At 67.8% G+C, this 25,365-nt stretch carries 19 protein-coding genes; 13 read left to right on the forward strand and 6 right to left on the reverse strand.

Annotation, left to right across the window (positions count from 1 at the left end; genetic code table 11):
• Positions 1 to 31 precede the first annotated feature (31 nt).
• From ACQFZP_RS01670 to ACQFZP_RS01680, 3 genes are all read right to left on the reverse strand, one after another.
• Positions 32 to 976: a DUF4349 domain-containing protein gene (locus ACQFZP_RS01670; RefSeq protein WP_211890134.1), complete on the reverse strand. Its 945-nt coding sequence runs from the start codon at positions 974 to 976 to the stop codon at positions 32 to 34.
• A gap of 104 nt (positions 977 to 1,080) precedes the next feature.
• A complete protein-coding gene (locus ACQFZP_RS01675; protein ID WP_211890135.1) occupies positions 1,081 to 1,911 on the reverse strand; it encodes an aldo/keto reductase in 831 nt (276 codons plus the stop codon).
• Between the two features lie 39 nt (positions 1,912 to 1,950).
• A complete protein-coding gene (locus ACQFZP_RS01680; protein WP_211890136.1) occupies positions 1,951 to 3,165 on the reverse strand; it encodes an MFS transporter in 1,215 nt (404 codons plus the stop codon).
• A 331-nt stretch (positions 3,166 to 3,496) separates the two neighbouring features.
• Between ACQFZP_RS01680 and nrdH the strand changes: the two genes are divergently transcribed.
• The 6 genes from nrdH (at position 3,497) to ACQFZP_RS01710 (ending at position 8,453) form a co-directional block, all read left to right on the forward strand.
• Entirely contained in the window at positions 3,497 to 3,733 is a 237-nt protein-coding gene (gene nrdH, locus ACQFZP_RS01685; protein ID WP_068478736.1) for a glutaredoxin-like protein NrdH, read from the forward strand.
• A 48-nt stretch (positions 3,734 to 3,781) separates the two neighbouring features.
• Entirely contained in the window at positions 3,782 to 4,213 is a 432-nt protein-coding gene (gene nrdI / locus ACQFZP_RS01690; protein ID WP_104312411.1) for a class Ib ribonucleoside-diphosphate reductase assembly flavoprotein NrdI, read from the forward strand.
• Positions 4,210 to 6,336 carry a class 1b ribonucleoside-diphosphate reductase subunit alpha gene (gene nrdE, locus ACQFZP_RS01695; RefSeq protein WP_211890137.1) on the forward strand — a complete coding sequence of 709 codons (2,127 nt, stop codon included), beginning with the start codon at positions 4,210 to 4,212 and terminating at the stop codon, positions 6,334 to 6,336. Before nrdI ends, nrdE begins: the two co-directional genes overlap by 4 nt.
• Before the next feature lie 80 nt (positions 6,337 to 6,416).
• The gene (gene nrdF, locus ACQFZP_RS01700; protein ID WP_104312409.1) at positions 6,417 to 7,400 is read left to right on the forward strand and encodes a class 1b ribonucleoside-diphosphate reductase subunit beta; all 984 of its coding nucleotides are present in this window, start codon (positions 6,417 to 6,419) and stop codon (positions 7,398 to 7,400) included.
• 261 nt (positions 7,401 to 7,661) lie between these two features.
• The gene (locus ACQFZP_RS01705; protein WP_211890138.1) at positions 7,662 to 7,823 is read left to right on the forward strand and encodes a hypothetical protein; all 162 of its coding nucleotides are present in this window, start codon (positions 7,662 to 7,664) and stop codon (positions 7,821 to 7,823) included.
• A 96-nt stretch (positions 7,824 to 7,919) separates the two neighbouring features.
• Positions 7,920 to 8,453 (forward strand): DUF6328 family protein, encoded by a 534-nt coding sequence (locus ACQFZP_RS01710; protein WP_104312408.1) that lies wholly within the window; start codon positions 7,920 to 7,922, stop codon positions 8,451 to 8,453.
• On the opposite strand, the gene ACQFZP_RS01715 is transcribed toward ACQFZP_RS01710, so the two are convergent.
• The gene (locus ACQFZP_RS01715) at positions 8,423 to 10,084 is read right to left on the reverse strand and encodes a metallophosphoesterase family protein (RefSeq protein ID WP_211890139.1); all 1,662 of its coding nucleotides are present in this window, start codon (positions 10,082 to 10,084) and stop codon (positions 8,423 to 8,425) included. The two genes, ACQFZP_RS01710 and ACQFZP_RS01715, sit on opposite strands and share 31 nt — an antisense overlap.
• A 69-nt stretch (positions 10,085 to 10,153) precedes the next feature.
• On the opposite strand from ACQFZP_RS01715, the gene ACQFZP_RS01720 reads away from it, so the two are divergent.
• From ACQFZP_RS01720 to ACQFZP_RS01740, 5 genes are all read left to right on the forward strand, one after another.
• Positions 10,154 to 11,539 carry a glutamate decarboxylase gene (locus ACQFZP_RS01720; RefSeq protein ID WP_211890140.1) on the forward strand — a complete coding sequence of 462 codons (1,386 nt, stop codon included), beginning with the start codon at positions 10,154 to 10,156 and terminating at the stop codon, positions 11,537 to 11,539.
• Between the two features lie 284 nt (positions 11,540 to 11,823).
• Entirely contained in the window at positions 11,824 to 14,109 is a 2,286-nt protein-coding gene (locus ACQFZP_RS01725; RefSeq protein ID WP_211890141.1) for an ABC transporter substrate-binding protein/permease, read from the forward strand.
• 107 nt (positions 14,110 to 14,216) lie between these two features.
• Positions 14,217 to 14,921, forward strand: coding sequence for an amino acid ABC transporter ATP-binding protein (locus ACQFZP_RS01730; protein ID WP_181027020.1), 705 nt, complete (start codon positions 14,217 to 14,219; stop codon positions 14,919 to 14,921).
• 83 nt (positions 14,922 to 15,004) lie between these two features.
• Positions 15,005 to 16,708, forward strand: coding sequence for a glycoside hydrolase family 13 protein (locus ACQFZP_RS01735; protein ID WP_211890142.1), 1,704 nt, complete (start codon positions 15,005 to 15,007; stop codon positions 16,706 to 16,708).
• Positions 16,709 to 16,908: 200 nt separating this feature from the next.
• Positions 16,909 to 17,664 (forward strand): SDR family NAD(P)-dependent oxidoreductase, encoded by a 756-nt coding sequence (locus ACQFZP_RS01740; protein ID WP_179556386.1) that lies wholly within the window; start codon positions 16,909 to 16,911, stop codon positions 17,662 to 17,664.
• 89 nt (positions 17,665 to 17,753) lie between these two features.
• Here ACQFZP_RS01740 and hrpA read toward each other — a convergent pair whose 3' ends face one another.
• A complete protein-coding gene (hrpA, locus tag ACQFZP_RS01745) occupies positions 17,754 to 21,683 on the reverse strand; it encodes an ATP-dependent RNA helicase HrpA (protein ID WP_211890143.1) in 3,930 nt (1,309 codons plus the stop codon).
• 145 nt (positions 21,684 to 21,828) lie between these two features.
• Between hrpA and ACQFZP_RS01750 the strand changes: the two genes are divergently transcribed.
• Positions 21,829 to 22,662 (forward strand): aldo/keto reductase, encoded by an 834-nt coding sequence (locus ACQFZP_RS01750; RefSeq protein WP_211890740.1) that lies wholly within the window; start codon positions 21,829 to 21,831, stop codon positions 22,660 to 22,662.
• Positions 22,663 to 22,866: 204 nt separating this feature from the next.
• On the forward strand, positions 22,867 to 24,561 hold the full coding sequence (locus ACQFZP_RS01755) for a RecQ family ATP-dependent DNA helicase (protein WP_211890144.1): 1,695 nt from the start codon (positions 22,867 to 22,869) through the stop codon (positions 24,559 to 24,561).
• Positions 24,562 to 24,672: 111 nt separating this feature from the next.
• Here ACQFZP_RS01755 and ACQFZP_RS01760 read toward each other — a convergent pair whose 3' ends face one another.
• Positions 24,673 to 25,326, reverse strand: coding sequence for a CatB-related O-acetyltransferase (locus ACQFZP_RS01760; RefSeq protein ID WP_211890145.1), 654 nt, complete (start codon positions 25,324 to 25,326; stop codon positions 24,673 to 24,675).
• Positions 25,327 to 25,365 lie beyond the last annotated feature (39 nt).

Here is a 25,365-nt window from a genome sequence, read left to right on the forward strand (position 1 = left end):
CGATCGCGGCGGTGCGCTCGCCGAGTCGCGGCTAGGACGAGGCTCCGGGCGGCGCCGTCTCCCCGGATGCCGACGGCCCCGTCGAGGCCTGTGGGCCCGCAGGTGCGTGGTTCGGGACGGCTGGCGCTGCCGCTCGCCGGGCGGCCCTTTGCCCTGCACCCTTCACGCTGAGCCGCACGATGAGCCATGCCGCGGCACCAAGGACGGTCAGGAGCACGAGGCCGGGCAACGCGAAGCCGAACGCGGTCCAGAAGGCCGCGAATCCGCGGAACAGGGCAGCCATGCCATCACGCAGTCCCGCCAGGAACCCGGCCGGCTCACCGCCGGGCGATGGTGCGTCGCTCGAGATCGAGATGGACACGGTCGAGTAGGCGATGCTCTCCTCGAGCACTTCGAGCTGTGCGCGCAGGCTCTGCAGCTCGCCGGTGCGCTCGGTGAGCGTCGTCTCGATCGCAAGGAGGTCGTCGACCTCCGTCGCTGAGGAGAGCATTCCCCGCAGGGAGGTGACCGAGGCCTCCAGCGTCGCCACCCGGGAGGACATGTCCGTCTTCTGCAGGGTCACGTCGACCGCCGAGGTCTCGACCGAGACGACATCGCCGACGTCGCGCAGCTCGGTGATGAACGCGTCGTAGTCGTCAGCGGGGACGCGGGCTGTCAGCTGCGCGGAGATGAAGTCCCCGCCGGTCTCCGACCGAGCGTCGATGCGCCCGTCGCGTGCCTTGACGAGAGCCTCGACCTGCTCTCGAACGCCCGGCACGTCACCCGTCTGGATCCCCACGTACCCCGTCGTCACGACATCGCGATTCTCCTCGGTGGCGCCCGTCATGGGGGCCTGGCCGGCGTCTTCCTGCGCGACTCCTTGCGGAGCCCCGGCGGACTCGGCCGAGGAGGTGCCATTGCCTGCGCATCCGGCGAGCAGGAGGGCCGACAGGGTGAGGGCGGTCGCGGCTCCGAGCCGCCTCAATGTGGTGCGCATAGCTGTCATGCAAGCACCTGTAGGGGGCGGGCGCGCTCCGAGTTCCCCCAGAGAACGCGCGTCGAGGAGTGCGTCGCGTTCGATCTGCGCCGGGGGAGAGGCGCTCAGAAGAAGAGGTCGGGGTCCTTGCCGGTCCGTTCGCCGGATTCGAGTGCGGCGATCACGGCGAGGTCCTCGGCGTCGAGGCTGAAGTCGAAGACCTCGAGGTTCGAGGCGAGCCGCTCGCGGTGGACGGACTTGGGGATGACGACGTTGCCGAGGTCCAGCTGCCATCGCAGCACCACCTGAGCGACGGTCTTGCCGTGCTTCTCGGCGAGTGCGACGAGCGCGGGCTCCTGGAGCAGCGTGCCTCTGGCGAGCGGGGACCACGCTTCCGTCAGGATGCTGTGGGCGCTGTTGTAGGCGCGCGTCTCGGTCTGCGGCAGCCGGGGGTGCAGCTCGATCTGGTTGACGGCCGGGACGGTGCCGGTCTCCGCGGCCAGGCGGTCGAGGTGATGCCCCTTGAAGTTCGAGACGCCGATCGAGCGCGCACGGCCTTCGTCGCGCAGCCGTTCGAGGGCTTGCCACGTCTCGACGTATCGGTCCTGCGCGGGGGCTGGCCAGTGGATGAGGTAGAGGTCCACGTAGTCCAGCCCGAGCCGCTCGAGGCTCTCGTCGAACGAGGCGAGCGTCTCGTCGAAGCCGTGCCGGTCGTGCCAGACCTTCGTCGCGACGAAGAGGTCATCGCGAGACGCCCCGGTCTCGCGGATTCCGCGCCCCACGCCCACCTCGTTGTCGTAGAACGCGGCCGTGTCGATGTGGCGGTAGCCGAGGTCGATGGCGTCGACGACGACTCGCGTCGCCTCCTCGTCAGGCACCTTGTAGACCCCGAGCCCCAGCTGCGGGATCTCGATGCCGTCGTTCATGGTCAGGCTGGGGGAGAGCGGCGAGGTCATGGAGGCCTTTCGTTCGGCGTGCGGCTGAGCGAGGGTCGATCAGGAGGGCGCGTTCAGGACGTTCATCGGCTCGGTGTCGGGGCGCGGAGCGATGTCGGTGCCGCGGAGGTCCGGGATGCTCCGACGCCAGACGAGCGCGACGGCAGCGCCGAGGAGCGCGAAGGCCGCGCTGACGAGGAAGCCGCCGAGAGAGCCGGCGAGGTCGTTGGCGATGCCGGCGAGCGCGGAGCCCGCGGCCGCGCCGATGAGCTGGCCGGTCGCCATCCACCCGTACGACTCTGCGCTCTCGCTGAACCTGACGCTCGAGGACACGGCCGAGAAGCTGCCGGAGAAGACCGGCGCGATGCCGAGGCCGCTCACGAAGAACGCCGCGCCGAGCCAGATCGGGTTCGTCGAGATGAGTGCGAGACCGATGCCGAGGAACACGATGCCCATGCGGCGCGCCAAGGACGCTGGGGCCAGCGGGAGGTGTCCGAACGCGAGGCCTCCGACGAGGGAGCCCACGGCGAACACCGCCAGCAGTATCCCGGTCTCGACTCGCTCGTGCCCGAACTCGGCGACGACGGCGGCCTCGATGGCGGAGCAGCCGCCGACGAGCAGCGCGCCGATGATCGACATGAGAACGACCACGGGATTGCGGAGCACCGCCCCGGCCCTCCTCCTCGACTTCGGGATGCGGACCTTCCCCACCTCGGGCGCTGCCACGAACCAGAGGCCGCCGAGGAGCAGGATGCCGGCCGCGACGAGGATGCCGGCGGCGGGGGAGATCGCGAACGCGACGGCCGTGGTGGCGACCGGGCCGATGACCCAGATGACCTCCTGGAGGGAGGCGTCGAGGGAGAAGAGCCGAGAGAGGAGGGCCGCGTTGACAACCTTGGGGTAGATGGTCCGTACGGCAGGGGAGACGGGAGGGATGGTGAGGCCGGCGAGGACGGCGATGATCGCGGCCTGCCAGAGCACCGGCGGCCAGAGGGCGAGGGCCGTGAGCGATACGGAGCACGCGACCATCGTCGCGATGAGAACGGGGCGCATGCCCCAGAACGTCATGAGGCGACCCGCCACCGGTCCGGAGACCGCCTGGCCGATGCTCAACGCGGCAAGGACGACGCCGGCCGAGGTGAAGTTGGAGTACGTGTCCTCGATGTGCATGAGGATCGCGAGCGAGAGCATGCCGGCGGGGAACCTGGCGACGAGCTGCGAGAGCAGGAGTCGTGCCAGGCCAGGGGTTCTGAGTACAGTCGCGTAGTTCGTCACAGCGCCGACAATCGTACGCCTCAGACACAGAATGTCGGTGGTTGGGGACAGACTGTGCACAACCGCCGAAAACCGGTGGAGAAACGCCGGAAACAGGGGCATTTTCTGTGGAGGACTTGTGGAGAACTACACGGTTGTAACACCGCATCTAGTGGTGGTAGCCTCATCGAGCACAAGATGTAGTGGCCGCGGGAAACTGCGACACAACGGGGGTTCATCCACCTGGCACCGCGTGAGACTGCTCCGGCAGGGCCGCGGAAGACCGGGCGAGACGCGTTCACCGCACTGCACGAATAGCACTCCCAAGCACTTAGGAACCAGGAGAAAACCCATGGCAATCGCCGTCTACAGCAAGCCGTCATGCGTGCAGTGCACCGCCACCTACCGTGCCCTCGACAAGCAGGGCATCGAGTACGAGATCTTCGACGTCTCGGCCGACGAGAAGGCACTCCAGACCGTCAAGGAGCTCGGCTACATGCAGGCTCCCGTCGTCATCGCCGGTGACGACCACTGGTCGGGCTTCCGTCCCGACAAGATCAGCCAGCTGGCTGCTCTCGCCACGGCCTAGCCGTCGCACCGCGCTGCTCTCGCCGCTGCTGAAGAAGGGACTGCACCCATGACCGGGCTCATCTACTTCTCGAGCGTCTCAGAGAACACGCGTCGCTTCGTCGAGAAGCTCGAGCGGCCAGCGAGCCGCATCCCGCTCTTCCCGAGCGAACCCCAGCTTGTCGCGGACGAGCCCTACGTGCTCATCCTCCCCACCTACGGTGGGGGAGATGGGCGCGGGGCCGTCCCCAAGCAGGTCATCAGGTTCCTCAACGAGCCGCGCAATCGCGAGCTCCTCCGCGGCGTCATCGCCGGCGGCAACACGAACTTCGGCAAGGGCTACGGCCTGGCAGCCGACATCATCTCCGCGAAGTGCGGCGTACCCACGCTCTACCGCTTCGAACTCTTCGGCACGCCAGACGACGTCGCCGCAGTCAACTCTGGATTGGACAGGTTTTGGCAGCAACAACCGCTCTCGACGACGCAAGTGTCATCACGATGAACGCACCAACGGCGGCGAACACGCTCGACTACCACTCGCTGAACGCGATGCTCAACCTGTACGACGAGAACGGCCAGATCCAGTTCGACAAGGACCGCGAAGCCGCTCACCAGTACTTCATCCAGCACGTCAACCAGAACACGGTCTTCTTCCACGACCTCGAAGAGCGCCTCGAGTACCTCGTCGAGAACGAGTACTACGAGCCCGAGACGCTCGCGATGTACTCCCACTCGTTCATCGAGCAGCTCCGCAACCGCCTCTACGCGAAGAAGTTCCGCTTCCCCACGTTCCTCGGCGCGTTCAAGTTCTACACCTCGTATGCCCTGAAGACGTTCGATGGCAAGCGCTACCTCGAGCGCTTCGAGGACCGCGTGCTCATGGTCGCGCTCGGCCTCGCGCAGGGTGACGAGGCGCTCGCAACCTCGCTCGCCGACGAGATGATCGCCGGTCGCTTTCAGCCAGCAACCCCCACGTTCCTCAACACGGGCAAGAAGCAGCGCGGCGAGCTCGTCTCCTGCTTCCTCCTCCGCATCGAGGACAACATGGAGTCCATCGGCCGCTCCATCAACTCCGCGCTGCAGCTCTCCAAGCGCGGCGGTGGCGTCGCCTTCAACCTCTCCAACATCCGCGAGTCCGGCGCTCCGATCAAGCAGATCCAGAACCAGTCCTCTGGCATCATTCCGATCATGAAGCTGCTGGAGGACTCCTTCTCCTACGCGAACCAGCTCGGCGCGCGGCAGGGTGCCGGAGCCGTGTACCTCAACGTGCACCACCCGGACATCATGCGGTTCCTCGACACGAAGCGCGAGAACGCCGACGAGAAGATCCGCATCAAGACGCTCTCGCTCGGCGTCGTGGTTCCCGACATCACGTTCGAGCTCGCCAAGCGGGGCGAGGACATGTACCTCTTCTCCCCGTACGACGTCGAGCGCGTCTATGGCAAGCCGTTCGGCGACATCTCCGTCACGGAGAAGTACTACGAGATGGTCGACGACGCGCGCATCCAGAAGACGAAGATCAGCGCACGCACGCTGTTCCAGACGCTCGCCGAGATCCAGTTCGAGTCCGGCTACCCGTACATCATGTACGAGGACACGGTGAACCGTGCGAACCCCATCGAGGGCCGCATCAACATGTCGAACCTCTGCTCGGAGATCCTCCAGGTCAACTCGCCGACGACCTACACCGACGACCTCGGCTACGAGACCATCGGCAACGACATCTCCTGCAACCTGGGTTCGATGAACATCGCGGCAGCCATGGACTCCCGCGACCTGGCGACGGCCGTCGAGACGGCCATCCGCGGTCTCACCGCCGTGAGCGACATGAGCCACATCGCCTCGGTGCCGTCCATCGCGAAGGGCAACGACGAGTCGCACGCCATCGGCCTGGGCCAGATGAACCTGCACGGATTCCTGGGACGCGAGCGCATCTTCTACGGTTCGGAAGAGGCTCTCGACTTCACGAACATGTACTTCTACACGGTCGTGTTCCACGCGATCCGTGCCTCGAACCTCATCGCGACCGAGCGCGGCCGCTCCTTCGCCGGCTTCGAGCGCTCCACCTACGCGACGGGCGAGTTCTTCGACAAGTACGTCGACGTCGAGTGGGCTCCCAAGACGGAACGCGTCCGCGAGCTCTTCGAGGGCATGCACATCCCGACCCAGGCCGACTGGGCTGAACTGCGCGAGCTCGTGCAGAAGCACGGCATGTACAACCGCAACCTCCAGGCTGTGCCGCCGACCGGGTCGATCAGCTACATCAACCACTCGACCTCGTCGATCCACCCGATCGCGTCGAAGATCGAGATCCGCAAGGAAGGCAAGCTCGGCCGCGTCTACTACCCGGCGCCGTACCTCTCGAACGACAACCTCGAGTACTTCGAGGACGCCTACGAGATCGGCTACGAGAAGATCATCGACACGTACGCCGAGGCGACGCAGCACGTCGACCAGGGCCTGTCGCTGACGCTGTTCTTCAAGGACACGGCGACGACCCGCGACATCAACCGCGCGCAGATCTACGCGTGGAAGAAGGGCATCAAGACGATCTACTACATCCGTCTTCGTCAGCTCGCGCTCGAGGGCACCGAGGTCGACGGCTGCGTCAGCTGCATGCTGTAACAGCACTCCTCGGCCAGGCCGGCCTCCGGGCGAATGCCCGACTATTCCCGCACGAACGCGACAGAAAAGAACTCACGCAGATGAACCCGCAGGTCGAGACGAGCCACCTCCTCCAAAAAGTCGAGGCGATCAACTGGAACCGCATCCCGGATGAGAAGGATGTCGAGGTCTGGAACCGACTCGTCAACAACTTCTGGCTTCCGGAGAAGGTGCCGCTGTCGAACGACGTGCAGTCGTGGAACACGCTCACGCCGGCCGAGCAGACGCTCACGATGCGCGTCTTCACGGGGCTCACGCTGCTCGACACGATCCAGGGAACCGTTGGCGCTGTCAGCCTCATCCCTGACTCGCTGACGCCGCACGAGGAGGCCGTCTACACGAACATCGCGTTCATGGAGTCGGTGCACGCCAAGAGCTACTCGTCGATCTTCTCGACGCTCTCGAGCACGCCGCAGATCGACGACGCGTTCCGCTGGTCCACGGAGAACGAGAACCTGCAGCGCAAGGCGCAGATCGTCATGAACTACTACCACGGCAACGACCCGCTCAAGCGGAAGATCGCGTCGACGCTGCTGGAGTCGTTCCTGTTCTACTCGGGCTTCTACCTGCCCATGTACTGGTCGAGCCACGCGAAGCTCACCAACACGGCCGACCTCATCCGCCTCATCATCCGTGACGAGGCAGTGCACGGCTACTACATCGGGTACAAGTTCCAGAAGGGCCTCGAGCTCGTCGACGAGGCCAAGCGCCAGGAGCTGAAGGACTACACGTTCGAGCTGCTCTTCGAGCTGTACGAGAACGAGGTGCAGTACACGCACGACCTCTACGACGAAGTCGGCCTGGCCGAGGACGTCAAGAAGTTCCTGCACTACAACGCCAACAAGGCGCTCATGAACCTCGGCTACGAGCCCATGTTCCCCTCCAGCGTCACCGACGTGAACCCGGCGATCCTGTCGGCGCTCTCGCCGAACGCCGACGAGAACCACGACTTCTTCTCCGGGTCCGGCTCCTCCTACGTCATCGGTAAGGCCGTCAACACGGAAGACGAGGACTGGGACTTCTAACCCCAGGCCCCCGCAGCGCCACCCTCGAGGCGGCACCGACCAGGAACCTGGCCGGTGCCGCCTCGAGGCGTCTCTCTCGACAACGCGCCCCTGACTTTCTTCCCGCAGCCCGCCCCCCGGGCTCGTGGCGTCGAGCTCTGTGTGGCTTTGGGGAGTCCGACTTCTGGTCCGATCCAGGCCGCGCGCGCTACGCTCTGGGCAGCGGCACCCCGCCGCCGGAGGGCGAGCACGGTTCCCCCGAGCACGATCGAAGGAGATCCCATGGGACACGACAAGAACGAGGAACTTCGCGAGGAGCACGAGCACCAGGAGGAGCACCGCCAGGAGCGCCGCGACCAGACGTTCGAGGCGGGCAGCGGTGCCGTCGACGACGAGGGCTCGCAGGACCGCCGACGCCAGGACGGCGTCAGCGACCTCTCCTGACCGCTGAGTCCGGCGCGCCCCCGACCCTCGGCTCGGGGAGCGCCGGACCACCAGCACAACGAAATACCCGGCACCTCCAGGAACGCAGGAGAAGTCATGGTCGACAACGAGGTCACCACCACGCCTGACGACGGGCGCGACGAGACTCCGAACGAGCGCTACGACAGGAACTGGAACGAGCTCATGCAGGAGTTCCGCGTGCTGCAGACGGGCACGCAGATCATGGCCGGGTTCCTCCTGACACTGCCGTTCCAGCAGCGCTTCACCGAACTCGGGACGTTCGACCACGTGCTCTACCTGTGCCTCGTCATCTTCGCCGTCGTCGTCACCCTGTTAGCCCTCGCACCGGTCATGTTGCACCGAGTGCTCTTCCAGGAGCGCGCGAAAGCCCAGCTCGTGCACGCGGGGAGCGTGATCCTCCTCGTCTGCCTCGTCGCAGCCACGCTCCTCTTCGTCGGCATCGTGCTCTTCGTCTTCGACTTCGTCGTCTCACCCACCGCCGGCCTATGGGCCGGCGGCGGGATCGCCGTGCTCGCCGTCCTGCTGTGGACCTTCGGCCCCAAGCTCCTCAGGGCCGCACGTGACCGCGCCGCAGACGACTACCCCAGCGGGAACGCGTCGAAGAGCTGAGCGGGGGCGTCCGGGCTGCGCGAGTCGACCACGTAGCTCGAGACCTCCGCACCCGCATCCGCTGACGCGGTCAGGACGCTGAAGACACTCAGCTCGGGGTCGGCGACGTATGGGAGCGGCTGGTCTTCGGGTCCCAACCGGGGGCGGATGTTCGGCACGATGGGGGTGAGGCCGCCCGGGTCGCCCTGAGCGAGGGCGTCGTGGGCATTCCAGAGGCGAGGCGGGCGGGCGCGCTGCCGTCCGCCGCCGCTCGCGAACGCTCCGTGGGTGCTGCCCGCGTGCGAGGTCTCGAGGTAGTGCACGCCCGCTGGCGACGTGAACCTCGACCAGAGGTGGGAGTGCCCGCCGATCACGAGCTCGACGCCTGCCGCTTCCAGCAGCGGCGCGACGTCGCGAAGCAGGATGTTCTCGCTCGACGGGTAGTCGTAGCGCACCCCGGTCACCTGCCCAGTCGCATCCCGCTCCTCGAGGCGAACGGGATGCGCGAAATGCGGCATCGCGTTCACGCCGATGCTGTGCGGGCTCTCGTGCATGACGACGATCCGCAACCTCGCCTCCGCGAACTCGGGACTCCGCAGTTCGCGTCGCAGCCAGTTGTACTGCGGGCTCCCGGCGCTCAGGTCGTCGATGATGTGCGAACCGTAGCGCTGGGCGAGCGGGTCGTCGAGCACGTCGCGCGACTCCTGGTACCTGCTCGAGGCGACACGGTCCTCGGGGTGCTCCTCCGCGCGGTCGGATCGCCAGACACGCGCCGCGCTGAGCGCGATGATGCGCACGCCGCCGAAGGTGATGGCGAAGAAGCGCGACCCTGACGGGGACGGGAACAGCATCTCGTAGATCGAGAGGCTCAGGCCGTCCGGGCTGACGGCGAGCGGCAGCGCGCTCTCGAACGATTCCGCGAGCGTGGCCCCGGCCTCTCGCATCCCTTGGACTTCATGGTTGCCGACAACCGAGAGCATCGGCGTGTCGGGCAGGATGCCTCGCATCGAGGGGAAGAACGCCGAGCCGCGGGCGTCATCGAACCACTCTGACGCGCGGTCGGGGACATTCACGAAGTCGCCCGCGTAGAGCACGGCGTCGAAGCCCCCGGTTGCGGCGATCGCCTGCTGCATCGTGGCGGGCACCGTCGCTCCGAGCTGGTGGTCGCTGGTCAGCAGCAGCCTCAACGAGGGCGAATCCGCTGGGGGAGCGGCTGACAGGCGGGCGACGTCGGATGCGACCCCGGAGCTGGCAACTCGGTACGCGTACGCCCGCCCGGGTTCGAGGCCCGTCGCTCTCGCGGCGATCCGCCAAACCTCGCGTGGCACGGTCACGCCGCTTGTCTCGCCGCTCTGCAAAGCGAGACGAAGGTCGACCAGCCGCGCGGGGAGCATGCTCTCTCGGTCTTCGGCCATCGCGGACAGGCGCGTGCTGGCGGCCTGCACCCGGACAGCGGCGGGAAGCTCGCCGCCGATCGACGCATCCAGCAGCTCGTCCGGGCTCAGCTGCTCGAGGCGGTCGGCAAGCTCCCACGGCGCGAAGACCAGGCGGCTCGCGCGCGGCCTCCGATCGGTCACCCAGGCGACCTCGACACCTGTCTCGTCCGGCAGCAGCAGGTACGGCTTGCACAGCAGTCCGATTTCGTCGCTCACACGCCCCATTCCGTCATCTGAGCCGCTCCGACTCTTGCGGGTCTTCCCACCAGTGGCAAGAGTATGCACATGGACACCCCTGTGACGCCTCCCGCCAGCGAGAATCCCCTGACGATCTTCAGCAGCGCCGATGAGCTCGCGCCGCTTCCGAAGCTGGAGCTGCCCGAGCACGGGACGAGGAGCGAGGTCGCGCACCAGCTCGTGCGTGACGACGCGATGCTCGACGGCAATGCCAGGCAGAACCTCGCCACGTTCGTGAGCACGTACATGGACGAGCACGCCGACCGCCTCTACTCGGAGACGTTCGACAAGAACATCGTCGACAAGGACGAGTACCGACGGACTGCCGAGATCGAGCAGCGGTGCTGGAAGATGATCGCGAACCTGTGGCACGTGCCCGACGTCGCGAAGGCGATCGGCACGAGCACGGTCGGCTCCTCGGAGGCCGCCATGCTCGCGGGCCTTGCCCTCAAGAAGCGCTGGGCCGCTGCGCGCAAGGCCAAGGGGCAGTCGGCGGATGCACCCAACATCGTGATGTCGAGTGCCGTGCAGGTGTGCTGGGAGAAGTTCTGCGTCTACTGGGACGTGGAGGCCCGCTTCGTGCCCATCGACGACGCGCATCCGACACTGACGGGCGATCAGCTCGACGCCGTCGTCGACGAGAACACCATCGGCGTCGTCGCCATCATGGGCGTCACCTACACGGGCGCGTACGAGCCGGTGAAGGAGATCTCGGCGGCGCTCGACCGGATCCAGGCCGCGCACGGACTGGACATCCCCGTTCACGTCGACGGCGCGTCCGGCGGCATGATCGCGCCGTTCCTCAACCGGGACCTCGAGTGGGACTTCCGCGTCGACCGGGTCGTGTCGATCAACACCTCTGGCCACAAGTACGGGCTCGTGTACCCGGGCCTCGGCTGGGTCGTCTGGCGAGACGTCGACCTCGTGCCGCCCGAGCTGATCTTCCGGGTCAGCTACCTGGGCGGCGACATCCCCACCCTCACCCTCAACTTCTCGCGCCCCGGCGCGCAGGTGCTGCTGCAGTACTACCAGTTCCTGCACCTGGGCTTCTCGGGGTACGAGCGCGTGCAGCGCGCGACGATGGACGTGGCGCAGTTCCTCGCGCAGGCGATCGACTCCATGAACGAGTTCGTCCTCTTCAACAAGCAGCTCGACATCCCCGTCTTCGCCTGGCAGCGCACCGACGCGGGCGGCGCGTGGACCCTCGCCGATGTCTCCGACCGGCTGCGCATGACCGGCTGGCTCGTGCCCTCGTACCCGCTGCCGGACAATCTCTCGGACAGGCTCGTCCAGCGCATCGTGGTTCGCAACGGGCTCGGACGAGACCTCGCCGACGACCTCATGGGCGATCTCCGCGCCGCGGTCCGGGATCTCGAGTCGGGCGCAGCAGGGCGCTCCGGCCGAGGGGATGACAAGCGCGGGTTCACGCACTAGGAGTGCTCCCGCAGTTCTCCCTGTCGGCCGCACGCGCGCGGCGAGCGGCACCGTCAAGGCGCCTCCCGTGAGACCGGAATTGGCGATTCGCTGCGTCGGATGAACATCACAAGGCGAGCACGATCTGCGGATCGCGTCATCCAGCTGACTCTCAGGCAGGTAGCGTTGCGCACACAATTCGGCTGAGGCGATCTGCGTCAGCCGACAGACCGGTAGACGCGGGGGCAGCCGGGTTCCGACAGGTTCCAACGCTGCTCCAGGTTCTGCCCTGGCCGAGGAGCACGATGCGAATTTCGCTCACCTCACTCCTGCAACGAGTCGCAGACTCACGAAACCAAGTCCTGTCCGTCATCGCGGTGGCACTGCTGCTGCTGTTGACCGGCGGCGCCATCGCGGGAACCGCCCAGGCGGCCACGATCGGCAAGAGCTCGGTCGAGGGACAGACCTTCACGATCGCCACCGACACCACGTGGGCGCCGTTCGAGTTCGAGATCGACGGCGAGCTCCGCGGTATCGACATGGACCTCATCAACGCCATCGCGGACGATCAGGGCTTCACGGTCGACATCAAGTCGCTCGGGTTCGATGGCGCGTTGCAGGCAGTGCAGACCAATGCCGTCGACGGCATGATCGCCGGCATGTCGATCACCGATGAGCGGAAGGGCACGTTCGACTTCTCGAACCCCTACTTCGACTCGGGCATCCAGATGGCCGTCGCCAAGAACAACGGCGACGTCACCACGTACGAGGACCTCGCGGGCAAGACCGTCGCCGCCAAGAACGGCACCGAGGGCTTCACCTTCGCCGAGACCCTGGGCAAGGAGATCGGCTTCACCGTCACCGGCTTCCAGGATGCATCCGACGCGTTCAACGACGTCACGAGCGGCAACTCGGTCGCGGTGTTCGACGACTTCCCGATCCTCCAGTACGGCATCGAGACCGGCGAGATCAACCTCAAGACGGTCACCGAGCCGGAGCGCGCGTCGTCGTACGGCTTCGCGGTCAACAAGGGCCAGAACGCGGAGCTCCGCGAGGCCTTCAACGAGGGCCTGAAGAACGTCGTCGAGAACGGCACCTATCAGGGCATCCTGGACGAGTACCTCGGCGACGGCGCGCCTGACGCGACCAAGATCTCCGGTGGCGTCGTCACGCTCGGCAACGAGGTCATCGAGGACGACGGTCCGGGCACACTGCCCAAGAACCCGCTCTTCGCGGTCGACACCCCGCAGGACAAGGGCTCGTTCGTCATCGCGACGGACAACACGTACGCGCCGTTCGAGTTCGAGCAGAACGGCGAGACGATCGGCATCGACATGGACCTGATGCGCGCGATCGCCGCGAACCAGGGCTTCACCGTCGACATCAAGCCGCTCGGCTTCGACGCAGCACTCCAGGCCGTCCAGTCGGGTCAGGCCGACGGCATCATCGCCGGCATGACCATCACGGATGAGCGCAAGGAGGTCTTCGACTTCTCGGAGCCGTACTTCACCTCCGGTGTGCAGATGGCCGTCGCCGACGGCGACACCAGCATCGCCGGCTACGAGGACCTGGCAGGCAAGAACGTCGCCGTCAAGACCGGAACCGTGGGCGCCACCACCGCCGAGGAGCTCTCGACCGAGTACGGCTTCACGATCCGCACGTTCTCCGACACCGCCGACATGATCGCGGAGGTGCAGACGGGCAACTCCGTTGCACTGTTCGAGGACTTCCCTGTGCTGCAGTACGGCATCCAGCAGGGCAACGGCCTCATGACCGTCGGAGACCCCATCGAGGGTGGCGAGTACGGCTTCGCGGTACTCAAGGGACAGAACGCGGACCTGCTCGAGATGTTCGACGCCGGCCTCGCCAACGCCGAAGACACGGGCGTGCTCGACACGATCAACGACCGCTACCTCGGCAGCGAGGAGGAATCGGGACAGCTCGGCTTCTTCGAGCTCGTCGTGGCCGCCTTCCCGTCGCTCATGGTCGGCCTCGGCTACACGCTGCTGGCCACCGCGCTGTCGCTCGTCTTCGCCATGATCCTCGGCCTCGCGTTCGGCTTCCTGAAGATCTCGAAGAACCTGCTGCTCCGCGGCATCGCGTCGACGTACGTGAACATCTTCCGAGGCACCCCGGTGCTGGTGCAGGCGTTCTTCTTCTACTTCGGTGTGCCAGCCGTGACGGGCATCTCGCTCGACGCGCTGACGGCCGGTGTGATCACGCTGAGCCTCAACGCCGGCGCGTACATCACGGAGACGGTGCGCTCGGGCATCCAGTCGGTCGACCCCGGCCAGATGGAGGCGGCTCGCTCGCTCGGCCTCACGCGCGGCAAGTCCATGCGTCGAGTCGTGCTGCCGCAGGCGTTCAAGATCATGACGCCGTCGCTCATCAACCAGTTCATCATCACGCTGAAGGACACCTCGCTGCTGTCCGTCCTCGGCTTCGCTGAGCTCACCTACCAGGGCCGCATCGTCATCGCCTCGACCTTCCGGTCGTTCGAGATCTGGCTCGTCGTCGGTGTGCTCTACTTCATCGTCATCTACCTGCTGACGGTCCTCTCCAACTACGTCGACAAGAGGTTCAACAAATGAGTGACGTGAACAACTCAGCGTCGGATGCGTCAGCCGTGGAGCAGACGCCATTCACCGGTCGCTTCGACGCGGTCAACTCGGGCGAGCCGCGCGTGCGCGTCGTCGAGATGCACAAGTCGTTCGGCCCCGTGGAGGTGCTGAAGGGCATCGACCTCGAGATCGCCAACGGCGAGGTCATCGCCATCATCGGTCCGTCCGGTTCGGGGAAGTCGACGCTGCTGCGCTGCCTCAACCGCCTCGAAGAGGTCACCAAGGGCCACGTCTTCATCGACGACGACGACATCACGGCACCCAAGACGAACCTCGACAAGGTGCGCCAGCGCATCGGCATGGTGTTCCAGCACTTCAACCTCTTCCCGCACATGACCGTGCTGGAGAACGTGACGCTGGCGCCCCGCGAGATCAAGGGCACGAGCAAGGAAGCGGCCAACAAGCGTGGCGAGGAGCTGCTGCGCCGAGTCGGTCTCGACCACCTCATGGACCGCCGCCCCTCGCAGCTCTCCGGCGGACAGAAGCAGCGTGTGGCGATCGCCCGCGCGCTCGCCATGGACCCTGAGATCATGCTCTTCGACGAGGCGACCAGCGCCCTCGACCCCGAGATGGTGGGTGAGGTGCTGCAGGTCATCCGCGACCTGGCCAAGTCGGGCATGACGATGGCCCTGGTCACGCACGAGATGGGCTTCGCGCGCGAAGTCGCCGACCGTGTCGTGTTCATGGCCGAAGGCAAGATCGTCGAGATGGGAACGCCGGACGAGCTGTTCGGCAACCCGAAGGAGTCGCGCACACAGGACTTCCTCGGGAAGGTGCTCTAGCACTTCCGCGTTCCCGGCACCGAAGAACGCGGCACCCCCTGTCCGGTGGACAGGGGGTGCCGCGTTTCCACTAGCCTGTCGAGGTGACGCTCAACGATGCACCCACAGCAGCCCAGTTCGCGAAGGACACCACCCCCGGATCCGAATGGTGGCGCTCGGCCGTCATCTACCAGGTCTACCCGCGTTCGTTCGCGGACGGCACCGGTGACGGCATCGGCGATCTCGCCGGCGTGACCGCGCACATCCCGGACCTCGCCGACCTCGGCATCGACGCCATCTGGCTCTCCCCGTTCTACCCGTCGCCCCTCAACGACGCCGGCTACGACGTCGCCGACTACTGCGATGTCGACCCCGTCTTCGGTACGCTCGACGAGTTCGACCGGATGCTCGAGGCCGCTCACGAGCGGGGCATCCGCATCATCGTCGACATCGTCCCGAACCACTCCTCCTCGGAGCACGCCTGGTTCAAGGCGGCCGTGGCCGCTGGCCCCGGCAGCCCCGAGCGCGCCCGCTACCTGTTCCGCGAGGGCAAGGGCGAGCATGGTGAGCTGCCGCCGAACAACTGGCAGTCGCTGTTCGGCGGGCCCGCCTGGACGCGCCTCACGGAAGCCGACGGGACTCCCGGCCAGTGGTACCTGCACCTGTTCGACTCGACGCAGCCCGACTTCGACTGGTCGAACCCGGTGGTGCACCAGGACTTCGAGAACATTCTCCGATTCTGGCTGGACCGCGGCGTCGACGGCTTCCGCATCGACGTCGCCCACGGCCTCGCGAAGGAAGACGGACTGCCCGACTACATCCCCGTCGAGAGCAACCTTCCCATCGTCGGCGACCCCCGCACCCCGTACCTCGGCCAGGAGGCCGTGCACGACATCTTCCGCGCCTGGCACCTCGTGGCCGCCGAGTACGACGGCGACCGCGTGCTGTGCGGCGAGGCCTGGCTGCCGAGCGTCGAGGAGATGGCCGAGTGGGTCCGCCCCGGCCAGCTGCACCAGACCTTCAACTTCGCGTACCTGCGCGCCCCGTGGGACGCGGACGGACAGAAGGAGGTCGTGACGCGCTCGCTCGCCGCGTTCGCCGCATCCGGTGCCCCCAGCACGTGGGTGCTGTCGAACCACGACACGGTGCGCCACGCGACCCGCCTCGCGCTGACCGAGCCGAACGCGCACGGCGAGGGCGTCGGCCCGAAGACACCAGGCCAGCCGGACCCCATCGTGGGCGAGCGTCGTGCCCGCGCCGCGACCGCGCTCATGCTCGGACTCCCGGGCTCGAGCTACCTGTACCAGGGCGAGGAGCTCGGCCTGCCCGACGTCATCGACCTCGCCGACGACGCACGGCAGGATCCGATCTTCATCCGCTCCGAAGGCGAGCTGTACGGTCGCGACGGGTGCCGCGTACCCATCCCGTGGGAGACCGAGGGCGACAGCTACGGCTTCAGCGCGACGGGGGAGTCATGGCTTCCGCAGCCTGAGCTGTGGGCGAAGCTCGCCCGCAGCGAGCAGGTGCACGACCCCGCCTCGACGCTCAACCTCTACCGTTCGCTGCTCGCGCTCCGACGCGAGCACGACCTCGGGCTGGGGGATGCGCGCTTCGAATGGGTCGACGGCTTCGGCGACGAGGTGCTCGCCTACCGGAACGGCGACGTCACCGTCATCACCAACTTCGGCACCGAGCCGGTCGCGCTGCCGGAAGGTCTTCGCGTGCTCGCCCGCAGCGAGGTCGCGCACGTCGAGGATGCGGCTCAGCTGCTGACCGACACGACGGCCTGGCTGGGCACCGCCGAGTAGCGCTGGCGGATCGGGCGCGCCTGGCGCGCCTGCACGCAGCTGCAGGCGGCGACTCATCACCGAGCTCGCGTGCATGGATACAGCTCACTCGGATCGTACGCCTCTTCGCTGACCCGAGACACAGCCATCTGCGGCTGCGCGGGAGGACACTCGAAGCGACGGCCGGATCCCACCGGCCCAGCTTCGGAAGGAATCAGCAGATGGCATTTCAGGACAAAGTCGCGATCGTGACCGGCGGCGGTTCCGGGATCGGCGAGGCGATCGCCAAGGACCTCGCAGCGAACGGCGTCAAGGTCGTCGTCTCCGACATCAACCTCGATGGCGCGAAGCGCGTCGTCGGCGAGATCGAGGCAGCCGGCGGCACGGCGTCGCCGTTCGAAGCGAACACGGCCATCGCCGAGGACAGCGTCCGCACCGTCGAGCACGCCGTCGCGACCTACGGCAAGCTCAACTACGCCGTGAACAACGCCGGCATCGGCGGCAAGGCTGCTCCGGCGGCCGAAGTCGAGGTCGACGACTGGGACCGCGTCATCAACATCAACCTCAACGGCGTGCTCTACGGCCTGCGCGCGCAGATCCCCGCGATCCTCGACGCAGGTGCCGACGAGGGCGCGATCGTCAACATGGCGTCGATCCATGGCACCGTGGCTGCGATCGGCAGCGGCGCGTACACCGCGGCGAAGCACGGCGTCGTCGGCCTCACCAAGAACGCGGCGGCAGAGTACGGTCCGCAGGGGCTGCGCATCAACGCGGTCGGGCCCGCGTACATCCGCACCCCGCTGCTTGAGCAGCACCTGGACGCGGCCGGTTTCGCGGCGCTCGAGGCGAAGCATCCCCTTGGCCGCCTGGGCCAGCCCCAGGAGGTTGCAAACCTCGCCACGTTCCTGCTCTCCGACAAGGCGAGCTTCATGACGGGCTCCTACGTGCTCGTCGACGGCGGCTACACGGCGGTCTAACCCTCAGGCGCGTCATCGCTGCCTGAGAGGCCACCCTCTCGTTCGCTCGAGGGGTTGGGTTCTCAGGCAGCGATCTGCGTTGCGGGGCGCTACTTCTCCGCGAGGGCCTGGCGGATGCGCTTGAGCGAGACGGTCTCGGCCGTGCCGAGCTGCTGCGCGAAGAGGCTCACGCGGAACTCCTCGAGCATCCACCTGGCCTGCACGACGGACGCGGGCGCAGTGCGCGCGACGGGGAACGTGCCCCCGGCCTCCGTGTACAGCGCCGTGGCCTGCTCGACCTGCATGAGCCCAGCGCGCTCGATGCTCGAGTGGCTGAGCACCCGCTCGAGGCGGTACGTGAGCGCGCGCAGGTAGCGGGGCAGGTGCGCGAGGCGCGCGACGCCCGTCTTCAACACGAACCCCGGGTACACAAGCGCCTGGAGCTGCGACCTGGCGTCGGCGAGCGATGGCAGCACTGAGATGTGGTTGGCCGACTTGAGCGCCTTGTTGGCTTCGCGGAAGCGGTCGAGCACCTCGGAGACGAGCTTCGTCTGCGCGAACATGCGGTCGACGAGCGTCGCGTTGAAGGCTTCGCGCAGCTCGTCGAAGGCCGCACGCGTGCGCACGGGCCCGCCGTGCTCCACGGAGTACGAGGCAACCGCATCCTGGGCGAGCGCGGCGACGATGTCGTTGAAGAGCGCCGGCGTCGAGTGGTACGGGCTCGTCGCGAGGGCGAGCTTCTCCTTCGCCGTCAGGTGCTCCTGCACGTAGCTCGCGGGGGAGGGCACCGATGCGGCGAGGAGCGCGGCGACGCCGACCGGATGCTCGCGCGCCTGGTCTTCTGGGGTCGTCACGAGGCGCAGGTCGATGCTGCCCTTGACGACGGCCAGCGACGGGTAGGCGCGGATGACGCCGTGCTTGCGCTTGATGTCGATGAGCTCTGGGATCTCATCGAGCGGCCACTCGGTGAGCCCGTGCTGGTCGTAGCGGAGCTCCGCCGTCGACGCGCTCTGCGCGGGCACCGAGCCGGCCTCGCGCACGCCGTTCCCTGGTCGAGCCGGTGCGGCGACCTGTTGCGTGGCGCGCAGCACCGACGCCTCCGACGCCTTCTTGAGCTTGTCCTGCAGCGTCTTGAGGTCTTCGCCCGTGCCGAGCTCGCGGCCGCGGTCGTCGAGCACCCGGAATCGCACGCGCAGGTGCGACGGCACACGGCTCCAGTCGAACTCGGAGACGTCGAAGCGGATGCCCGCCTGCCGCTGCATGATCTGCCGGAGCGTGTCGTCGAAGTCGCCAGGAACCTCCTGGCCGAGGTCGGGCCTCGCCTCGCCGAGCTCGCCGAGCAGCTTGTCGGCCCAGTCGGCGGAGGGCACGAAGTTTCGACGGGTCGCCTTCGGCAGCGACTTCAGCAGCGCGATGACGAGCTCGCGGCGCATGCCGGGCACCTGCCAGTCGAAGCCGCGGTCGTCGAGTCGGGACAGGAGGGGCAGCGGGATGTTGACGGTCACGCCGTCATCTGGCGCGCCCGGGTCGAAGCGGTACCTGAGGCGCAGCCGCTGGTCGCCCTGCTTCCACTCGGTCGGGAACCCGGCACCTTGTTCGTCGGGGTCGGCGTGCTCCTCGCCGAGCACATCCGCCCGCGTCATGGTGAGCAGCTGCGGGGTCTGCTTCTGCGCGCCCTGCCACCACTTCTCGAATGTGGACTGCGAGACGACGTCGCGGGGGAGCCGTTCGTCGTAGAACTCGAAGACGGCGTCCTCGTCGTCGGTGTACGCGCCGCGCGACCGGGTGCGCTCCTCGAGGTCGGCGAGGCTCTTGCGCAGCGCCCGGTTCTTCGAGTCGAAGCTGTGGCGGCCGTTCCAGTCGCCCTCGACGAGGGCGTGGCGGATGAACAGGTCGCGGGACCAGGCCGGGTCGATCTTCGAGAACTGCACCGTGCGTCCGCGGACGATGGGCACGCCGTAGAGGGTCACGCGTTCGATCGCGACGGCGGAGCCCTGCTTCTTCTCCCAGTGCGGGTCGGAGTGGTTCCGCTTCGCGAGGTCGCCCGCGAGCACCTCGGCCCAGGCTGGATCGATCTTGGCGACGGTGCGCGCGAAGAGGCGGCTCGTCTCGACGAGCTCGGCGGCCATGACGACGTCCGGCTGCTTCTTCGCCTTCGCGAGGCCCGAGCCGGGGAAGATCTGGAAGCGCGTGCCGCGGGCTCCCGCGTAGTCGCGCTTCAACTCGTCGCGGATGCCGATGTGGCTGAGGAGGCCGGCGAGCATGGAGCGGTGGATGGCATCGGCCAACGCACCGGGCTCCTGCACCTGGCCGGCGGCGGGCCGCTGCACCTTGAGCCCGATGGGGCCGGCGAGCTGACGCAGCTGCCGGAAGACGTCCTGCCATTCGCGGAAGCGGACGAAGTTGATGAACTCGTCGCGGCACTTGCGCCGGAACGCGCTCGAGCCGAGCTCGTGGCTCTGCTCCTCGAGATAGTTCCAGAGGTTCACGAGCGTGAGGAAGTCGCTGGTCGGGTCGCGGAAGCGGGCGTGCAGCTCGTCGGCCTTCTGCCGGTGGTCGAGCGGCCGCTCGCGGATGTCCTGCACCGTCATGCCGGCCACGATGATGAGCACCTCACGGCTCACGTCGTGCTGCTTCGACTCGATGACCATGCGCCCGAAGCGGGGGTCGATGGGCAGGCGGGCGAGGCTGCGGCCGATCTTCGTGAGGCGCAGCTGGCTGGCCTTCCCCTGGCCGGCCTTGCCCGGTTCGACGGCACCGAGCTCGCTGAGCAGGTCGGTGCCGTCCTTGATGCCGCGTGCGTCCGGCGGCTGCAGGAACGGGAACTCGGAGAGCGCGCCGAGGCCGAGCTCGAGCATCTGCAGGAGCACGCTCGCGAGGTTCGTGCGGAGGATCTCGGGCTCGGTGAACTCGGGGCGGCGGTCGAAGTCCGCCTCGGAGTAGAGGCGGATCGCGACGCCCGCCGAGGTGCGGCCGGCGCGGCCGGAGCGCTGCTTGGCGGAGGCCTGCGAGATTGCCTCGATGGGGAGGCGCTGCACCTTGGCACGCGTCGAGTAGCGGGAGATGCGCGCGGTGCCCGTGTCGATGACGGCCACGATGCCCGGCACCGTGAGGCTCGTCTCGGCGACGTTCGTCGCGAGCACCACACGCCGCCGCACGCCCGGTGGGCGCTTCGACTCGAACACGCGGTGCTGCTCGGCGGAGGAGAGGCGCCCGAAGAGCGGGAGCACCTCGGTGGACTCGGGGCGGCGGTCGCGCGCGACGTGCGCGCGGATCGCGTCCTGCGCATCCCGGATCTCCTGCTCGCCCGAGAGGAACACGAGCACGTCACCCGGCAGGTCGCGGTCGAGCTCGTCGAGCGCATCCACGATGCCCTCGAACATGTCGCGCTCCGGAGTCTGCGGGGCCGCGTCCTCGTCCTCTTCACCGGGGAGCGGCGCGTCCGCGACGAGCGGCCGGTAGCGCACGTCGACGGGGAAGGTGCGGCCCGAGACCTCGATCATGGGGGCGTCGTTGAAGTGCTTCGAGAACGACTCCGGGTCGATCGTCGCCGACGTGATGATGACCTTCAGGTCGGGGCGCTTCGGCAGGAGCGTCTTCAGATAGCCGAGGAGGAAGTCGATGTTGAGGCTGCGCTCGTGCGCCTCGTCGATGATGATCGTGTCGTACTTGCGCAGCAGGCGATCGCGGTGGATCTCGTTGAGGAGGATGCCGTCGGTCATGAGCTTGACGCGCGTCTCGGCCGACACCTCGTCGGTGAAGCGGACCTGGTAGCCGACGAGCCCGCCGATGTCGCCGCCGAGCTCATCGGCGATGCGCTCGGCGATCGTGCGCGCGGCGATGCGGCGCGGCTGCGTGTGCCCGATCATGGTGCGCCCGAGCTCGAGGCAGATCTTCGGCAGCTGCGTCGTCTTGCCCGAGCCGGTCTCGCCCGCGACGATGACCACCTGGTTGGCGGCGATGGCGTCGCGGATCTCGTCCCGCATCTGGCTGACGGGCAGCTCCGGCGGGTAGGAGATCTCGAGGGGCGTCGTAGTCATGAGCAGTTCAGTCTATTGCCAGGTGGCTCGCGAATGTGCCCCGCACCGGCCACTCAGCGGTCGCGATCCGCGCTCGTTCGCTTCCAGCGTCGCTCGCCAACTCGCTTTAGTTGCACACGCTTGGTAAAACTGTGGAATGACCGCATTGCAGATCCCAAACGTATCCCTCAACGACGGCACCAGCATCCCCCAGCTTGGCTTCGGCGTCTTCAAGGTCGACCCGGCGGAGACCGAGCGCATCGTCTCCGACGCCCTCGAGGTCGGGTACCGCCACATCGACACCGCGAAGATCTACGGCAACGAGGAGGGCGTGGGCCGCGCCATCGCGAAGTCGGGCATCCCGCGCGAAGAGCTCTACATCACCGCGAAGCTCTGGAACGACGAGCAGGGACGCGACACGCCCCGCGCCGCGATCGACGCGAGCCTCGAGCGCCTCGGCCTCGAGAAGGCCGACCTCTACCTCATCCACTGGCCGACGCCGAAGCAGAAGAAGTACGTCGAGAGCTGGGAGGCGCTCGTCGAGCTGCAGCAGGCCGGTCTCACCACGTCGATCGGCGTGTGCAACTTCTTCGAGTCGCACCTGCGCGACATCATCTCCGCAACGGGCGTGAAGCCGGTCGTCAACCAGATCGAGCAGCACCCGATCTTCCAGCAGCCGGAGCTCGACGCCTACCTGCAGGCCGAGGACATCAAGACCGAGGCGTGGGGCCCGCTCGGCCAGGCCAAGTACCCGCTCTTCGAGCTCGAGCCCGTCAAGGCCGCAGCGGATGCACACGGCAAGACGCCCGCGCAGGTCGTCATCCGCTGGCACATCCAGAAGGGCAACATCGTGTTCCCGAAGACCACGTCGCGTGAGCGCATGGTCGAGAACGCTCAGGTCTTCGACTTCGAGCTGTCCGGCGCCGAGTACGACGCCATCACGGCGCTCGAGCGCGGTGAAGAGGGTCGCGTCGCGGCGCACCCCAACGAGGTGAACTAGCCTCCAGCAGGCAACAAGACGGCCGGCGCTCCCTCAGGGGACGCCGGCCGTCTCGCGTGCGCGCCGCATCCACACGGGGAATGCTGGCTCCTGGCGGCAGGAACCGGCAGCTCTGGGGTGGCTCCAGCGAGTCGGGGCGGCACGAAGCAGGGGGGCCTGTCAAGCGACGTCGCCACCGAGTTCGTCGTCGATACCGTCGAGAGCATGAGTTCCCCCGCACCTGCTCACGGCACCATCGAGCGCATCGCGCGGGAGCGGTTCGGGTGGGAGTCATTCCTCCCCGGCCAGAGCGACGCGATCCGCTCGGCGGCCGCGGGACGCGACACGCTGCTCGTGCTCGCGACCGGTGGTGGGAAGTCCGCGGTCTACCAGGTCGCGGGCGCTGCGCGCGGCGGCATCGTCCTCGTGGTCTCGCCGCTCATCGCCCTGCAGGCGGACCAGCGCGCGTCGATCGAGGCCGCCCCGGATGCCCCGGACGTCGTCGCCATCAACTCCTCGCGGGGTGCTGCCGCCGTGGCTCGCGCTTGGGAGCGCATCGACGAGGGCGGATCGCTCTACGTGCTCCTCGCGCCCGAGCAGCTCGCGGACGAGGACAACGTCGCCCGGCTCGCGGCGCAGGACGTGTCGCTGCTCGTCGTGGACGAGGCGCACTGCGTCTCCTCCTGGGGGCACGATTTCCGGCCCGACTACCTGCGGCTCGGCGACGTGCGCTCAGCACTCGGCGACCCGCCGGTGCTCGCGATGACCGCGACGGCCTCGAAGCCCGTGAGGGCGGAGATCGTCGAGCGGCTGCGGATGCAGGACCCGGACGTGCAGGTGCACGGCGTCGACCGCCCGGAGATCCGTCTCGTGGTGCAACGCCACGAGAGCGACGACGACAAGCGGGCCGCCGTCATCCTGGAGGCGCGCAGCTGGACCGCCCCCGGCCTCATCTACGTGGCCTCGCGCCGGGAGACCGAGGAATACGCGGCGGAGCTCACCGCGGAAGGCCGCCACGTCGCCGCCTACCACGCAGGGCTCAAGGTCGCCGAGCGCCGAGCGGTCCAGGATCGGTGGCGCGACGGCGAGCTCGACGTGGTCGTCGCGACCTCCGCGTTCGGCATGGGCATCGACCGGGGTGACGTTCGCTTCGTGCTGCACGCCGCGACGACGGAGTCGCTCGACGCCTACTACCAGGAGGTGGGGCGCGCGGGCCGCGACGGCGAGCCGGCGACGGCCGTGCTGCACTACCGCGTCGAGGACCTCGCGCTGCGGCGCTTCTTCGCGAAGCGCTCGGTCGACAAGGCCGCGCTGCAGGACCTCTGGCGCGCCATCAAGCGCAAGCCGGGCGCCAGCGTTCGAGAGCTCGCCGAGGCCGTCGATCGGCCCGCCAGAACCGTCTCGAGGCTCCTCAACCAGCTGGTGGACGCGGAGCTCGTCGATACGGCCGACGGAGTGCGTCCGCTGCGCAAGACCCGAGTCGATGTTGTCGTTCGGGCCGTCAAGGATGCGGTCGCCGCCAGGGGGCGCATCGCCGAATCGCGCCTCTCGATGATGCGCGCCTACGCGGAGGAGTCGCAGTGCCGCCGTCGGGTGCTGCTCGACTACTTCGGGGTGGACGGGCCGGAGTGGTGCGGCAACTGCGACGGCTGCGAGCGGCGCGAGGCCGCGGGAGATGCCGGAGTCGCTTCGGACGCCGCGGGCGCCGGCGGCCCCCGCGACGCGGGCTCGGGCGTCGAGAGCGCTCCTGACGCGCCACTGTCCGTCGACGAGCCCGTCGAGCACCGCGAATGGGGACCGGGCACGGTCGTCAGCGTGGAGGAGGACCGTGCGACGATCTTCTTCGAGTCGGAGGGGTACAAGGTCGTCGCGCTCGCGGCCCTGGACGCCGACGTGCTGCGCCAGGTGGAGACCGCCTGACGGGGGTGACGACGACGCGTCGCCGAGGAGTGCTTCACCTCGTTCCGCGAGGGACCGGAAGCAGCGTCTGAGCCGGTGCGCGGGCCGGGAGGCGCCCTCCGACTCGGCCGTCTAGGGGAGACCGCGAGCGATCGCTGCGAGGTCGCTCACTGAACCGTCGGCGATGACCCGGACGCGCTCGGTGATGGTCTCGATCGGCCAGTCCCACCAGGCGACGTCGAGCAGCGTCTCGACGTCGGCGTCGTCGAAGCGGCGGCGGATGAGCGTGGCCGGGTTGCCGCCGACGATCCCGTAGTCGGGCACGTCCTTCGTGATCACCGACGCGGTGGAGATGATCGCCCCGTGCCCGATGCGCACGCCTGGCATGATCGTGACGTCGCTGCCGATCCAGACGTCGTTGCCGATGACGGTGTCGCCGCGGTTCGGCAGGTCGGTGACGAGGTCGAGGTGCTGCGCCCACGAGCCGCCCATGATCGGGAACGGGTACGTCGAGGGGCCCGACATGCGGTGGTTGGCCCCGTTCATGATGAATCGGGTGCCCGCCGCGATCGCGCAGAACTTGCCGATGATCAGACGCTCGGGCCCGTAATGGTGGAGGACGTTGCGCGTCTCGAACGACGTCGGGTCGTCGGGGTCGTCGGAGTAGGTGAAGTCTCCGACGCTGATGAGCGGGTTCGTGATGAGCGGCTTCAGGAGGACAACGCGGTCCTGACCCCCGATGGGATGCAGCGTGTCGGGGTCGGGAGGGAGCGCGGGATCAGTCACGGGCCCAGCCTAGGTCTCCGCCTGTCTGGGCTTGCTGGT

Origin of the sequence: Pseudoclavibacter sp. Marseille-Q434, from assembly GCF_050315415.1 — a bacterium.
Taxonomy (GTDB): Bacteria; Actinomycetota; Actinomycetes; order Actinomycetales; family Microbacteriaceae; genus Pseudoclavibacter.